The 14534-nt window shown below is 73.8% G+C and carries 12 protein-coding genes and 1 riboswitch; of the genes, 9 read left to right on the top strand and 3 right to left on the bottom strand.

Features of this window, described 5'->3' with window-relative positions; all coding sequences use genetic code 11:
• The 7 genes from Q0112_RS06035 to Q0112_RS06005 form a co-directional block, all read left to right on the top strand.
• Positions 1–621 (top strand): ABC transporter permease (locus Q0112_RS06035; RefSeq protein WP_297972744.1); only part of this gene is annotated, 621 nt, incomplete at its 5' end.
• A gap of 98 nt (positions 622–719) precedes the next feature.
• Positions 720–807, top strand: a riboswitch (glycine riboswitch).
• Between the two features lie 136 nt (positions 808–943).
• Positions 944–2191, top strand: a complete 1248-nt coding sequence (locus Q0112_RS06030) for a D-amino acid dehydrogenase (RefSeq protein ID WP_297972743.1) — start codon at positions 944–946, stop codon at positions 2189–2191.
• 112 nt (positions 2192–2303) lie between these two features.
• A complete protein-coding gene (locus Q0112_RS06025; RefSeq protein WP_297972742.1) occupies positions 2304–3659 on the top strand; it encodes a sodium:alanine symporter family protein in 1356 nt (451 codons plus the stop codon).
• Positions 3660–3900: 241 nt separating this feature from the next.
• On the top strand, positions 3901–5142 hold the full coding sequence (locus Q0112_RS06020) for a glycosyltransferase family 4 protein (RefSeq protein ID WP_297972741.1): 1242 nt from the start codon (positions 3901–3903) through the stop codon (positions 5140–5142).
• Positions 5139–6344: a hypothetical protein gene (locus Q0112_RS06015; protein WP_297972740.1), complete on the top strand. Its 1206-nt coding sequence runs from the start codon at positions 5139–5141 to the stop codon at positions 6342–6344. Before Q0112_RS06020 ends, Q0112_RS06015 begins: the two co-directional genes overlap by 4 nt.
• 57 nt (positions 6345–6401) lie before the next feature.
• Positions 6402–7538, top strand: a complete 1137-nt coding sequence (locus Q0112_RS06010; protein WP_297972739.1) for a glycosyltransferase — start codon at positions 6402–6404, stop codon at positions 7536–7538.
• The gene (locus Q0112_RS06005; protein WP_297972738.1) at positions 7535–8512 is read left to right on the top strand and encodes an NAD-dependent epimerase/dehydratase family protein; all 978 of its coding nucleotides are present in this window, start codon (positions 7535–7537) and stop codon (positions 8510–8512) included. Before Q0112_RS06010 ends, Q0112_RS06005 begins: the two co-directional genes overlap by 4 nt.
• 199 nt (positions 8513–8711) lie before the next feature.
• On the opposite strand, the gene Q0112_RS06000 is transcribed toward Q0112_RS06005, so the two are convergent.
• Genes Q0112_RS06000 through Q0112_RS05990 form a run of 3 tightly spaced genes read right to left on the bottom strand, consistent with a single transcriptional unit; the run spans position 8712 to position 12060 of the window.
• Positions 8712–9836 (bottom strand): polysaccharide biosynthesis/export family protein, encoded by a 1125-nt coding sequence (locus tag Q0112_RS06000; RefSeq protein WP_297972737.1) that lies wholly within the window; start codon positions 9834–9836, stop codon positions 8712–8714.
• Entirely contained in the window at positions 9833–10411 is a 579-nt protein-coding gene (locus Q0112_RS05995) for a colanic acid biosynthesis acetyltransferase WcaF (protein ID WP_297972736.1), read from the bottom strand. Before Q0112_RS05995 ends, Q0112_RS06000 begins: the two co-directional genes overlap by 4 nt.
• The gene (locus Q0112_RS05990; RefSeq protein WP_297972735.1) at positions 10408–12060 is read right to left on the bottom strand and encodes a Wzz/FepE/Etk N-terminal domain-containing protein; all 1653 of its coding nucleotides are present in this window, start codon (positions 12058–12060) and stop codon (positions 10408–10410) included. The genes Q0112_RS05995 and Q0112_RS05990 overlap by 4 nt, the downstream gene beginning before the upstream one ends.
• A 95-nt stretch (positions 12061–12155) precedes the next feature.
• Here Q0112_RS05990 and Q0112_RS05985 point away from each other — a divergent pair, with 95 nt between their 5' ends.
• Together Q0112_RS05985 and Q0112_RS05980 are read left to right on the top strand one after the other, a co-directional pair.
• Positions 12156–13331: a glycosyltransferase gene (locus Q0112_RS05985; protein WP_297972745.1), complete on the top strand. Its 1176-nt coding sequence runs from the start codon at positions 12156–12158 to the stop codon at positions 13329–13331.
• A complete protein-coding gene (locus Q0112_RS05980) occupies positions 13328–14497 on the top strand; it encodes a hypothetical protein (RefSeq protein WP_297972734.1) in 1170 nt (389 codons plus the stop codon). The genes Q0112_RS05985 and Q0112_RS05980 overlap by 4 nt, the downstream gene beginning before the upstream one ends.
• The last annotated feature ends 37 nt before the right edge of the window (positions 14498–14534 follow it).

Below are 14534 nucleotides of genomic sequence, written 5' to 3'. Positions count from 1 at the left end.
GGGGCGCTGGCCGGGTCGCCGCGGGAGTATCTGCAGTTCTTCCTGCCGGGGATCCTGGTGCAGACGGTCTGCTTCAATGCGGTCTATTCCGGGATGGGGCTGTCGACGGACCTGGGGAAGGGGCTCTTCGACCGGTTCCGGACGCTGCCGATCTGGCCGCTCGCGCCCTTCGCCGGGCTGATGGTGGGGGACGTGCTGCGGCATCTGATCGCGGGGCTCATCATCCTCGGGATCGGGCTGGGACTCGGGTATCGGCCGGAGGCGGGCGTCGCGGGCGTGGTGGCGGGGTTCCTGCTGCTCCTGGCGGTGGGGTTCGGGATGGGGTGGATCTTCATCGTGCTCGGGCTGCTGATCCGCACGCCGACGACGGTGATGACGCTCGGGTTCACACTGCTCTTTCCGCTGGTCTTCGCCTCGAACATCATGGTCGATCCGGCGACGATGCCGGGGTGGCTGCGGGCCTTCGTCGAGGCGAATCCGGTCAGCTGGATGACGACGGCGATCCGGGGGCTGATGGGCGGGGGCGCCACGGTCGGGCAGGTGGGGCTGGCGCTGGTCTTTCCGGCGGCGCTGACCGCGGCGCTGGCGCCGGTGACGCTCTGGCTCTACGCGCGGACGTAGGCGCCGCCGGGCACCTGAGGCCCCCCGGCCGATTACCGGATGTGCCGGGTACGGATATGCTTGCGCGAATCTCGCGGTTCAGGTAAGTGCGCCTGACCAAGGCACTGCCGGGAGAAGGCGGGGTGACCCGTCGCCGAAGGAGCAACCGCCCCGGAAACTCTCAGGTCCAAGGACCGGCAAGGCCTCCACACTCCGGAAAGCGGCCCGAAAGGCCCACCGAAGGAGCAAGCCCCCACCCCGACGACGGGGGCGAAACTCTCAGGTCCCAGTCACGGAGGGGGCATGCGGCTCGCTTGAGCCGCCATGGCTTCGGAGTGTGACCATGACCCAGATTGCCGTAATCGGCGCCGGCGTGACCGGCCTGACGACTGCCTACGAGCTCCTCGACCGCGGGTTCGAGGTGACCGTCTTCGACCGCCATCGCTATGCCGCGATGGAGACGAGCTTCGCCAACGGCGGCCAGCTCTCCGCCTCGAACGCCGAGACCTGGACCCAGTGGGGGACGGTGCTCAAGGGGCTGAAGTGGATGCTGTCGGCCGATGCGCCGCTGCTCGTCAACCCGGCGCCGACGCTGCACAAGATGCGCTGGATGGCCGAGTTCCTCTCGAACATCCCGCGCTACCGGGCCAACACCGTCGAGACGGTGCGCCTCGCCATCGCCGCCCGCGCCGTCCTCTTCGAGATGGCCGCGCGCGAGGGCATCGACTTCGACCTCGAGCGGCGCGGCATCCTGCACTTCTACTCGAACGGCAAGGATCTGGCGCATGCCCGCATGGTGAACGGCCTGCTGGCCGCGGGCGGCCTCGAGCGGCGGGAGCTCAGCCCGGGCGAGATGCGCGAGGTCGAGCCGGCGCTCTGCGGCGACTTCGTCGGCGGCTTCCTTACGCCCTCCGACAGCTCGGGCGACATCCACAAGTTCACCACCGGCCTCGCTGCCGCCTGTGCCCGCCGCGGCGCGAGCCTCCGCTTCGGCACCGAGGTCGACGGCCTCGAGGCGCGGGACGGGGTGCGCATCGTCAGCGGCGGCCGCGAGGAGCGGTTCGACGGCGTCGTCGTCTCGGCCGGCATCCGCAGCCGCGCCTTCGCGGCGATGCTGGGCGACCGGGTGAACATCTATCCGGTCAAGGGCTATTCGATCACCGTGCAGCTCGCCGATGCTGCGAGCCAGGCGGCGGCGCCCTGGATCAGCCTGCTCGACGACCGGGCGAAGATCGTCGCCAGCCGCTTCGGCAAGGACCGCTTCCGCATCGCCGGCACCGCCGAGTTCAACGGCGCCAACCGCGACATCCGCGCCGACCGCATCCGGCCGCTGGTCGAATGGTGCGAGAAGCATTTCCCCGGCGTCTCGACCGAGCATGCGACGCCTTGGGCGGGGCTGCGGCCGATGACGCCGTCGATGCTGCCGCGGGTCGGCCGCGGCAAGCGGCCGGGCGTCTTCTACAACACCGGCCACGGCCACCTCGGCTGGACCCTGTCGGCCGCCACGGCGCGCCTCGTCGCCGAGCGAGTCGCCGGCGAACTGGCGCCGCGCCGGACGGAGGTCCGGCTTCCGGTCGCCGCGGCGGCCTGAGTTCGTCTCACCCCGGGGGCCGGCGCTCTGCGCCGGCCCTTGCTTTTTTGGCGCGCGTGCTGCGCCAGCCCACTACAACCAAAAATTATCACAACCAAGAAGGGAACGAAGGATGGAAACGCTCACCGGGTTCTTCTCGGCGATCAACGGCTTCGTCTGGGGGCCGCCGATGCTGGTGCTGATCCTCGGCACCGGCTTCTTCCTGCAGCTCCGGCTCAAGCTCATGCCGATCCTGCGCATCCCCACCGGCTTCCGGATGGTCTGGAAGGGCCGCAAGCCGGACGCGGACGCCGAGGGCGAGATCAGCCCCTACGCCGCGCTGATGACCGCGCTCGCCGCCACCGTCGGCACCGGCAACATCGCCGGCGTCGCCACGGCGATCGCGCTCGGCGGCCCCGGCGCGCTCTTCTGGATGTGGATGACCGCGCTCGTCGGCATGGCGACCAAGTATTCCGAGGTGCTGCTCGCGGTGCACTACCGCGAGGTCGACGACCGGGGCGAGCACGTCGGAGGGCCGATGTACGCGATCAAGAACGGGCTCGGGAAGCACTGGCGCTGGCTCGGCGCGGCCTTCGCGCTCTTCGGCGGGCTCGCGGGCTTCGGCATCGGCAACATGGTGCAGTCGAACTCGATCGCCGCCGTGGTCGAGGCGGGCTTCGGCGTGCCGACCTGGCTGACCGGCGTCGTCCTCACCCTGCTCACCGGCTTCGTGCTGCTCGGCGGCATCAAGCGGATCGGCGCGGTGGCCGAGAAGCTCGTGCCCTTCATGTGCATTGCCTACATCGTCGTGGCGCTCCTGGTGCTGCTCCTGAACCTCGGCCAGATCCCGGCGGCGCTCGGCCTGGTCTTCCACCACGCCTTCAGCCCCGTCGCGGCGACCGGCGGCTTCGCCGGCGCGACGATCATGCTCGCCATGCGCTACGGCGTGGCCCGCGGCATCTTCTCCAACGAGGCCGGGCTCGGCACCGCCGGCATCGCCCAGGCGGCCGGCCAGTCGAAGAACGCGGCGCAGTCGGGCCTGATCGGCATGATGGGCACCTTCATCGACACGATCATCGTCTGCACGATGACCGGCCTCGTCATCATGGTGAGCGGCGTCTGGTCGAGCGGCGTGTCGGGCGCGGCGCTCTCCTCGAGCGCCTTCGAGACGGCGCTGCCGGGTTTCGGCGCCTACTTTCTGGCGGCGGCGCTGGCGGTCTTCGCCTACACCACCATCCTCGGCTGGGCCTACTACGGTGAGAAATGCTGGGAGTATCTGGCGGGCACCGCGGTCGAGAAGCCCTACCGCCTGCTCTGGACGCTGTTCGTGATGATCGGCGCCATCACCCAGCTCGACTTCGTGTGGCTGGTCGCCGACACGCTGAACGCCTTCATGGCCTTCCCGAACCTCATTTCGCTGGTGATGCTGTCGCCGGTGGTGGTCAAGGTCACCAACGACTACTTCGGCGCGAAGATGGCCGAGGCCTGACCACGGGCTGGCTGGCAACGGAGGTCGGTCGGCTCGGCGGCCGACCTCGCGAAATGCGGTCGCGAGGGGCAATTCCACGCCTCATGCGGGCGGCGGCGCCGTCGTGAGCCGCCGCTACGCCCCACGCTCTCGGCGGCGGCTCTGGCCGTGCGCCGAGATGAACGAGGGCGGCTGCGGGCGACCGTCTGCACTTTCTTAACCGTTCCTCGCCTCTGATCGGCGGCGAAGGAGGGACGGGCGCTTGCGCATTCTGACCGTCGTGGCCGGCATGGGAGTGGGCGGGACCGAGCGGGCGGCGCAGAACCTGTCGCTCGGGCTGAAGGCGCTCGGGGTGGAGGTCGCGGTTCTCGCCCATGCCGAGCGGGGGCGGCGGGAGGCGGCGTACCGGGCGGCGGGGGTCGGCGTGTTCGGGCCCGGGGAGGAGGTGGCGGCGGCCGGGTGGGGGGCGGACGTCGTGCACATCCATCGGTCAGGCTATGCCAACGCGCGGGAGACGGCGCTGCTGCGGGTGCTGAAGCGGCCGGCGGCGCGGGTGGTCGAGACCAACGTCTTCGCGCGGTTCGATGCCGGGGAGGGCGGGGCGCTGATCGACGTCCATTGCCTGTTGAGCCGGTGGTGCGCCTGGAAGTGGAGCGCCTGGGGCGGGGCCGCGGCGCGCGGGAAGGCGATGGCGGTGCTGCCCAATCCGGTCGACGGCGCGGCGATCGCGCGGGTGCCGGAGGCGGAGCGGGCGGAAGTCAGGGCGCGGCTCGGGGTGCCGCCGGGACGGTTCCTCTTCGGGCGGGTCGGGCAGCCGCATGCGGCGAAATGGTCGCCGGCGGTGCTCGGGGCCTTTGCCGCGGTGGTGGGGCGGGGGTTCGATGCGGGGCTGCTGCTGGTCGGGGCGCCGGGGGAGATCGCGGAGGGCGTGGGGCGGCTGCCGGCGGGGGTGCGGGAGCGGGTCGTGTCGCTGCCGGTGACCGGGTGCGACCGGCGGCTATCGGAGCTGCTGACGGCGATGGACGGGTTCCTGCATCTGTCGCGGATCGGCGAGAGCTTCGGGATGGTGCTCTGCGAGGCGATGCTCTGCGGGGTGCCGGTGGTGACGCTGAGCACGCCGCTGAAGGACAACAGCCAGCTCGAGGTGGTCGGGCACGGGGTCGGCGGGCTGGTGGCGCTGCGCCCGGACGCGGTGCCCGAGGCGATGACGGCGCTGATGGCGGATGCGGGGCTGCGCGAGCGGGTGCGGCTGGGCGGGGCGGACTGGGTGAGCGGGCGGTTCGGGGTCGAGGCGGTCAGCCGGCGGGCGCTCGGCATCTACGAGGCGGCGCTCGCGGGAGGGCCCGTTGAGCGGCCGGCGGTCGGTGCGGGGTGGCTCGCGGCGATCGGGGGGCAGGGGATCGGGCGGCCGCCGGGGGCGGCGGGGCGGGCGGTCTTCCGGCTGCTGCATGTGCCGGCGGTCTATCGCGGGTATCTGGCGCTGGCGCGGGGCGGAGCCGGGTGATCTCGCCGCGGCTCCTCGGGGTGGCGCGGAGCGCGGCCTGGATCGCGGCGATCCAGGCGGTGAACTTTCTCGTGCCGCTGGCGGCGGTGCCGTTCATCCTGGGCGGGCTCGGGGTCGAGGGCTTCTCGCGCTACGCGGTGCTGATGGCCTGCATCGGGTTCTTCGTCGTCTTCGCCGACTTCTCGTTCAACGTCACCGGGCCGATCCGGGCGCGGGCGGCGCTGGCCGAGGGGCGGCTCGGGGGGCTGCTCGGCGACTCGCTGCTGCTGAAGGCGGGGCTGATGCTGCCGGCCTCCGTTGCCTTCCTCGCCGTGGCGGGGACCGGGGCGGACGGGGTGCTGGCGCTCGCCCATGCCGCGGCGCTGGCGCTGACGCCGCGCTGGCTCGTCTACAGCCTCGGGCGGCTCGGGGCGTTCGCGCTGCTGTCGGCGGCGAGCCGGCTGGGGTGGCTGGCGGTGGTCGTGGCCGGCGCGGCGGGCGATCTGGCCTGGCTGCTGGCGGCTTCGGCGGTGGCGCAGGCGGTGACGATGGCGGGGTGCTTCGCGCTGGTCGGGTGCCGGCCGGGGCGCTTCGGGGCGCGGGGGCCGGTGCGGATCCTGCGCGAGGACATCGGGCAGTTCGGGGCGATCCTGGCGGCGGGCGGGGGGCGCGAGCTGACGGTACTGATCCTCGCGGCGCTGGCGGCGCCGGCGGAGGTGGCCGGCTATGCGCTGGCCGACCGGGTGCGGGTGCTGATGGTGGGGCTCGTCGCGCCGGTCACCCAGGCGCTCTTTCTCGCCATCGTCGAAGGCGGCGGGCGGGAGAGCGGGTTCCGCGGGCCGGCGAGCCTTCTCGTGCTGGTCGCCGCGGCGGGCGGCGGGGCGCTGGTCTTCGCGGCGGCGGGGCCGCTCGTCGCGGCGCTGGGGGGCGGGGAGCTGCCGCAGGCGGTGGCGGCGCTGCGCGTGCTCTGCCTGCTGCCGTTCCTGACCGGGCTGACCGCGATCCTCGGGGCGAACACGCTGCTGGCGGAGGGGCGGGGCGGGGCCTATGCGGCGAGCCAGATCGTCGTCGCGCTCCTCGGGCTGCCGCTCGCGGCGCTCGCCATCGCCGGCGGCGGGGCGGTGGGGGCGGCCTGGGCGGCGGTGGCGACCGAGGCGGCGCTGGCGGCGGGCTTCGCGCTGGCGCTGCGGCGGGCGGGGCTGACGGCGCGGGTGCTGCGTTAGGGTTCCGTCAACTTCCGCCGGCGCATGGATGGCGGGTCCCGAGATGCGGTCCTGCCGATGAGTGCCCTGTCGATCGAGTTCGCCGCCGAGGCGCCGCAGCGCGTCCTCTACGCCTGCCGGGCGCTCGGGGTCCCCGATCATGACCGCTGCAGCGGCCTGGCCGGGTCGGGGCGGCGGGTGCTCGGCCTCGTCTGGCCGAGGGACAGGGATTATATCTGGGATCTCCCGGTGCCGGCGCGGTTCGAGATGCGCGAGGTCGGGCCGGCGCGCGACACAGGCGTCGGCTGGGCGCGGGCGGCGCTGCGCTTCTGGGGCGCGGCGCTGCGCTTCCGGCCCGATGTGGCGCTCGTCTACGGCTATCAGGATCCGGTGCTGCTGGGGCTGGCGGTGCTGCTGCGGGCGCGCGGCACGCTGGTCCTGTCGATGAACGACTCGAAGTTCGACGACTACGGGCGGCGGGTGGCGCGGGAGGCGCTGAAGGCGCTCTTTCTGTTGCCGTATCAGGGGATCCTCGCCGCGACGCCGCGGGCGGCGGACTATGCGCGCTTCCTCGGCCGGCGGCGGGTCGAGCTCTATGCCTGCGCGATCGACACCGGCCGGGTGGCGGCGGGGGCGCGGGAGGCCTTCGCGGCGGCGGCCTTCGGCGAGCGCTACTTCCTCGCGGTGGCGCGCTTCGTACCGAAGAAGAACCACATGCGGCTCCTCGATCTCTACGAGGGCTACCTGCGGCGGGCCGCGGCGCCGCGGCGGCTGCGGCTGGTGGGATACGGCGGGCTCGAGGGGCAGGTGGCGGCGCGGATCGCGGCCTCGGAGCTCCTCTCGCGCCACGTGAGCCTCGAGGGCTATCGCAGCGCGGCGGAGATGCCGGCGGTGCTCGGCGGCGCGCTGGCGCTGCTGCTGCCGAGCGTGGAGGAGCAGTTCGGCATCGTGGTGACGGAGGCGCTGGCCTGCGGGGTGCCGGTGATCCTGTCGCCGGCCTGCGGGGCGACGGTGCTGGTCGAGGATTTCGTCAACGGCTTCGTCGTCGATCCGGAGAACGGCGAGGGATGGATCGCGGCGATGGAGCGCATGGGCTCCGAGCCCGAGTGGCGGCGGATGAGCGCGCGTTGCCCGGCGGCGGCGCGCGCGGCGGATACGGCGGTTTTTCTCGGTGCGCTGGCGCGCCTCGAGGCGGCGGCGAGGAGGAAGGAATGACGCGACGGGCGCTGGTCTGCGGAGCGGGCGGCTTCATCGGCAGCCATCTGGTCAAGCGGCTGCGCCGCGACGGGCTCTGGGTGCGCGGGGTGGACCTGAAGCGTCCGGAGTTCGCCGAGAGCGAGGCGGACGACTTCGTGCTCGGCGACCTGCGCGACCGGGGCTTCTGCCGGGCGGTGGTCGATTGCCGCTTCGACGAGGTCTATCAGCTCGCCGCCGACATGGGCGGGGCGGGTTACGTCTTCACCGGCGCGCATGACGCGGACATCATGCACAATTCGGCGACGATCAATCTCAACATGGTCGAGGCCTGCCGGGAGCGGGGCGTGCGCGGGGTGGTCTATTCCTCCTCGGCCTGCATCTATCCGGCCTACAACCAGGAGGATCCGGACGATCCGGTGTGCAGCGAGGACTCGGCCTATCCGGCGGCGCCGGACAGCGAGTACGGCTGGGAGAAGCTCTTCTCGGAGCGGCTCTATCTCGCCTTCAACCGCAACCACGGGATGGAGAACCGGGTGGCGCGCTATCACAACGTCTTCGGGCCGGAGGGGACCTGGCGCGGCGGGCGGGAGAAGGCGCCGGCGGCCATCTGTCGCAAGGTGGCGATGGCGGCCGACCCGGGCGAGATCGAGATCTGGGGCGACGGCAGCCAGACGCGCTCCTTCCTCTACGTCGACGAATGCGTGGAGGGGACGGTCCGCCTGGCGCGGTCCGACTTCGCCGGGCCGGTGAACATCGGCTCGGAGGAGATGGTGACGATCGACGGGCTGGTCGATCTCGTCTGCGCGATCGCGGGGAAGTCGCTGGTCAAGCGGCATGTGCCGGGGCCGCAGGGGGTGCGGGGGCGGAACTCGGACAACCGGCTGATCGGCGAGCAGCTCGGCTGGAAGCCGGCCATGCCGCTCCGGCAGGGGCTCGAGCGGACCTACTGGTGGATCGCCGAGCAGGTGAGCCGGGAGCGGATGGCGGCCTGAGGGGCTCGGGCGGGCGACGGTTGAAACAGCTCGGGAGGCGCGCGGCGACAAGGCTGCGCGAGCCTTTGCCGAGTCCGATCAACCGAGGGGCTCCTTCCGATGGCCATCACCGCCACCTTCTCGGCCGGTGTCCTCACCGTCTTCGGTGACGACCTCGGCAACGGCATCGTCAGGCCGAGGTGCCGGTCTGACCGGCGGTTCAGTCGATCGCCGGCGCGGAGGGGAGGTCGACCGTCACCAGGTCGCCGGGGCGGAGGGGCACGTCGTCGCCGGCGGCGAGGGCGAGGGTCGAGCCGTCGCTCCGCGTGATCGAGATCGGCGCCGGGGCGTCCGGGGCGCCGAGCCAGGCGAGCTGGCGCCGGGTGGCGGCGATCCGGGCGTCGAGACCGGCGAGGAGACGGGCCTGGTCGGCGGCGTCGGTCAGGGCGGCGAGGCGGAGGTCGAGGGTGCGCCGCAGCTCCTCGTAGCGGAGCGAGCCGAGCTCGCGCGTGGTGCGCGCGAGCTCGGTTGCCGTCTGGAGCTGGCGGGTGGTCGAGAAGAGGAGCGCGCGGCGGGCGTCGCTGAGCCGGAGCGCCGTCGCCGTGCCGGCTTCGCGCATGTCTTCGATCTGCTCGAAGTCGGCCCGGTCGGCGACCATGCCCTCGGTCTCGGTGGCGAGCTGCGAGGCTAGCTCGGCGATCTGGTCGCGGGTGTGCCGGATGGCGGTGGCGAAGTGGGTCGTGGCGGCCTCGTCCTGGGCGCGCCGGTGGTCGAGGATCGCCCGCTCGGGGTGCGGCAGCGCTCCCGTCGTCTCGGGGTCGAGCTCCTGGCGCAGGCGGGCGAGGCGGTCGGCGGCGGCCGCGCGCTGGGCCTCGAGCTCGGCGAGCCTTCCCTCGAGCTCGAGCCGGCGCAGGGCGGCGTCCGGCATGCGGCCGCCGGCGAGGGCGACGGCGCGGCGGGCGGTGAGGCCGGGGACGAAGGGGAAGGCGCCGGCGGCGCGGACCTCGCCGCCGACGTAGACCGGGCGGTAGCCGGCGAGGGCGAGGGAGACGCCGCCGGGCCAGATCCGCGTGGGCAGCGTCTCGCCGGGGGCGGTCGGCGGCAGGGTCGCCGCGGCGAGGCGATCGCGGGCCTCGGCGGTCAGCTCGGCGAGGGTGCGGCCCGCGGCGGCGATCGGGCCGGCGACGGGCAGGGTGACCTTGCCGTCGAGGTCGACCGGGAGCTGCTCGCGCATCGGCGGGGCGAGGACCACGAGCTCGAGGACGTCGCCCTGCTGCAGGCGGTAGTCCTCGGCGGCGGCCGGGGCCGCGAGCAGCGCGAGGAGGAGGAGCGCGCGCGGGATCATTCGTCGCGGCCGCGGGTGCGCAGCAGCCGGGCGGGGTTGCCGACGTGGATCGTCCAGGGCGCGAGGTCGCGGAAGGCGACGGCGCGGGCGCCGAGGACGGCGCCTTCGCCGACGGTGACGCCGGGGCCGACGAAGGCGTCGGCGGCGATCCAGGCGTGGTCGCCGATCGCGATCGGCCGCGTCAGGAGCTGGAAGTGGCGGGCGTCGACGTTGTGGGTGCCGCCGCAGAGCTGGGCGCCCTGGGAGACGGTGGCATAGGCGCCGATCGTCACCCGGTCCATGGCGTAGCAGGTGGCGTGCGGCCCGAGCGAGCTGTGCGGGCCCATGGCGAGGTTCGGCGGATACCAGATGCGGGCGCTGGCGTAGACGCGGGCGGTCGGCGCGAGCCGGGCGCCGAAGGCGCGGAGGAGGAGGCGGCGCCAGGGGTGGAAGGGCGGCGGCGTCCAGCGGGCGAGGAGGGTCCAGGCGAGGGTCCAGGCGGCGCGGAAGAGGCGGTGGCGGAGCGGGAAGCTCGGGCCGCCCTCGAGCGGGCGGGTGCGGCGGGCGTCGAGCGGCGCGGCGCGGCCGGGGGTCATGCGAGCGCGTACAGCGGGACGTCGTCGTCGAAGCGATCGACCGAGGTCGGGACGGCGCAGGTGAGGATGACGCCGACGAGCCGGCGGCGGAGGTCGCGGTCGGCCGCGAGGAGGGTGCGCAGGCGCCGGCGCTCGGTGCGCCGCCAGCGCGCCACGATGACGATGGCGTCGAGGTGCCGCGCCATCGCCCGGGCGTCGACGAAGTCGGCGAGGGGCGGCAGGTCGACCACGACGAGGTCGAAGGGGGCGGCGGCGCGGGCGAGGGCCTCGCCGGCCTCCGCCGCCCCGAGGGCGATCGCGGCCGCGGCCGACCGGTCGGAGCCGGCGGGAAGGAGGGGCAGGCCGGCGGGGGTCGGCAGCGGGGCGATGCTGCGGCCGTCGAGCATGTCGGCGAAGCCGGGGGTGTCGTCGAGGCCGAGGGCGCGGGTGAGGCCGGCGGTTCTCAGGTCGGCGTCGAGGAGCAGCGCGCTGGCGCCGCCGGCGGCGAGGAGGCCGGCGAAGGCGTGCGCGACGGTGGTGGCGCCATCGCCGGCGGCGGCCGGCGCGAAGCCGACGAGGCGCGGGCGGGAGGTGCCGGTCGCCTGGTCGATCGCGAGCTTGACGGCGCAGAGCGCCTCGCCGCCGCCCGGGTCCTCGCCGCGGGGCAGGAGCGCGAGGCAGGGGACGCCGAGCTCGCGGCGCACCTGGCCGGCGCTGCGGAAGCCACGCTCGGCTCCTTCGCGGACGAGGCCGAGGGCGACGCCGGCGAGGGCGCCTGCGAGGGTCGAGAGAAGGAGCGTGCGGGCGGCGTTGGGCGAGCTGTCGAAGACCGGGACCCGCGGCGGGCTGACCACCCGGACCTGGTCGTCGCCGCTCGCCGGGAGGGCCCGGGCTTGCTGCCCGCGGGCGAGAAGCTCGCCGATCGCGGCCGAATAGGCGGCGGCGCGGCGGCGCGCGTCCGCCTGCTCGCCGAGGCGGCGCGGGTCGGCCGAATAGGGCGCGTCGGCCGTGCGGGCGGCGGCGGCGAGCTCTGCCTCGAGCTCCGCGATCTGGGCTTTGATGGCCGCGACCTGGGCTTCGGCCGTGGCGCGGCGGCGCTCGGCGCGGTCGGCGAGGTAGGCGGCGACGAAGGCGTCGAGAATCGCCGCGGCATGCTCGGGCGAGGGCGAGGTGAAGGAGAGCTGGAGGAGGAAGGCGGTGTCCGGGTGCGCGACCTCGAAGCGGGCGCGCATGTCGTCGAGCGCCGCCTGGCGGCGGGCCTCGGGGCTGGCGAGCGCCGGGCGGAGGAGTCGCTTCAGCCGGGCGAGCGGCGAGGGCGGGGCGGCGAGCGAGGCCGGGTCGATGGCGGTGAAGGCGTCGCTCGCGATCTTCTCCGAGAGCAGGATGCCGGTCTCGCTCTCGATGAGGCCGACCGCGACCACCGGCGCGAGGGCGCCGGTCAGCGGGGCGCCGGCCAGCGGATTGACGAAGAGCGTCGCGGTCGCGGTGTAGAGCGGCGTCGCGGCGGCCAGCCAGGCGAAGCCGAGCCCGGATCCGACGAGCGTGCAGGCGGCGAACGTCGCGAACTGCCGGCGGGCGATGGCGAAGAGGCGGCGGAGGTCGATGAGGTCGCCGTCGGGAGAGGGCGACGAGGGGCGGGTGAGCTCCGGCGCGGGGAAGCGGCTGTTCATTTGCGGTTTGTTAAGCGTGTTGTCCGGAAAGCTGTCTTGCGCGGGAGCCTGCCGCTTCCTGAGACCGCACAAGGATTAATTTAGTCTTGAGGGTGATGGTCCACGACTATGCCGGCCACCCGTTCCAAGTCGGGTTGAGCCGGGCGCTGGCGGCGCGCGGGCATGTGGTCGTGCACGCCTATTTCGCCGGGGATCCGGGGCCGAAGGGGGCGCTCGCGCCGCGCGGGGCGGCGGATCCGGTGCGCTTCCTGCCGATTTCGATCGGGCGGGCCTATGACAAGGGGGCGATCGTGGCGCGGCAGTGGGCGGACGTGGCCTATGGGCGGGCAGCGGCGCGGGCGGTGGCGGGGTTCCGGCCGGACGTCGTCATCTCGGGCAACACGCCGACGGCGGCGCAGGCGGGGGTGATCCGCGGGTGCCGGGCGGCGGGGGCGGCCTTCGTGCTCTGGGTGCAGGATTTCTACAGCCTGGCGGTGGTGCGGCTGCTCGGGCGGCGGCTCGGGCCGCTCGGGGCGGTTGTGGGGGCGGCCTATCGGGCGATGGAGCGGTGGCAGTTCGGGGCGAGCGACGGGGTCGTGGTGATCACTGAAGACTTCCGGCCGCTGGCCGAGGGCTGGGCGCGGGCGCCGGTCGCGACGATCGAGAACTGGGGGGCGCTCGACGAGATCTGGCCGGGGCCGCGGGACAACGGCTTTGCCAGGGAGTTCGGGCTCCGGGAGGGGTTCAACTTCGTCTATTCCGGGACGCTCGGGATGAAGCACGATCCCTCGCTTCTGCTGGGGCTCGCGGCGGCGGTGCGCGGGCGGGCGCGGGTGGTCGTGGTGGGGCAGGGGAGCGGGATGGAGCGGCTGGCGGCGGCGGGGGCGGAGAACCTGCGGCTGCTGCCGCTGCAGCCGGTCGGGCGGCTGCGCGAGGTGCTGGCGGCGGCGGACGTGGCCGTGGCGGTGATCGAGCCGGACGCGGGGGAGTTCTCGGTGCCGTCGAAGGTGCAGTCCTATCTCTGCGCCGGGCGGCCGGTGCTGCTCGCCGCGCCGGCGGGGAACCTCGCGGCGCGGGTGGTGCGGGCGGAGGCGGCGGGCGTGGTGGTCGAGCCGGGGGATGCGGCGGGGTTCGCGGCGGCGGGGTGCGCGCTGCTCGGCGATGCGGCCGGGCGGGCGGAGATGGGGGCGCGCGGGCGGCGGTATGCCGAGCGGGCCTATGACGTCGGGCGGGTGGCGGATCGGTTCGAGGAGGTGCTGGTCGCGGCGGCGCGGCGGAAGGGGCGAAGGTGACGCGCGGGGCGGTGGTGTTCCAGCTCTTCGCGCTCGTCTATCTGCAGCGGCTGGCGGTGCCGGTGGGGGGGATGGCGATCAGCCTGCCGCTCGTCGCCACCGCGGGGGCGCTGGCGGCCCTGGCGGCGACGCGGCGGCTCACCTTCTCGCGGACGCGGCTGGTCCTCTTCGCCGTGATGGGGGCCTCGGCGGCGCTGGCGCAGGCGCTGGCGGCGGGGGCGGTGTCGGCCGCGAGCCTTGCGTATCTGCTGGCGCTTTATCTCGTCTATACGGTGCGGCTGGAGACGGGGGCCGCGGAGCGGGCGGCGATCTGGCGGGGGTTCTCGGCGCTGATGCTGGTGCCGGCGCTGCTGGTCTTCGCGCAGTACGGGTGGCAGCTGCGGGCCGGGCCGGGGAGCGGGCTGGGGCTCGACGGGCTCTTTCCGCAGCGGCTGCTGCTGCCGGGGTACGTCTATCAGTCGAGCTCGGAGGCCTGGCGGACCTGGGACCGGCCGAACGGGGTCTTCTTCCTCGAGCCCTCCTTCTGCTCGGCCTTCCTGGCGCTCGCCTTCTTCAACGAGGCGCTCTGGCTCCGGCGATGGCCGCTGGCGGCGCTCTTTCTTGCGGCGCTGCTGCTCTGCAGCGGGGTGACGGGGATTCTCATGGCGGCCGTCGCGCTCTGCTGGGAGCTCAGGCGGTCGCCGGCGGCGGTCGTCGCGGGGGCCGGGCTGGTGGCGCTGGCGCTGCCGGTCGTCGGGGGCGGGCAGATGGCGGCGGTGGGGCGGCTCGCGGAGCTGGCGAGCCCGGGGTCGAGCGGGTACGACCGGCTGGTGCTGCCGCTCGCCTCCTTCTACCGGATCGTCGGCGATGCGGGCGGCTGGGTGGCGGGTCACGGGGCGGGGCAGATCACGGCCGACTTCGGCAATGCCTGGCCGCTGGTGAAGCTCACCTACGAGTACGGGCTGCCGACGGCGGCGGCCTGGCTGGCGCTCTTCGTCGCCGCGATATGGGGGCGGGACCGGGTGGGGCTGCGCATCGCGGTCTTCCTGGTCTTCCAGTTCACCGGCGGCTACCTGCTCAGCCCGATCATGGTGCTGTTCGTGGCGCTCTCCTGCACGATGTGCGGGGAGGTGCGTGACGCGCCGCCACGGGCGATTTCGCGCGCGAAACTATACTTAACATCATGATTTCAAAGAAATTCGTCGGGTTAAAATTTCCTTGACG

This window comes from uncultured Amaricoccus sp., assembly GCF_937858865.1.
Classification (GTDB): Bacteria; Pseudomonadota; Alphaproteobacteria; order Rhodobacterales; family Rhodobacteraceae; genus Amaricoccus.
Note: the sequence above shows the minus strand (reverse complement) of the source record. Positions and strands in the feature narration are given on the sequence as shown.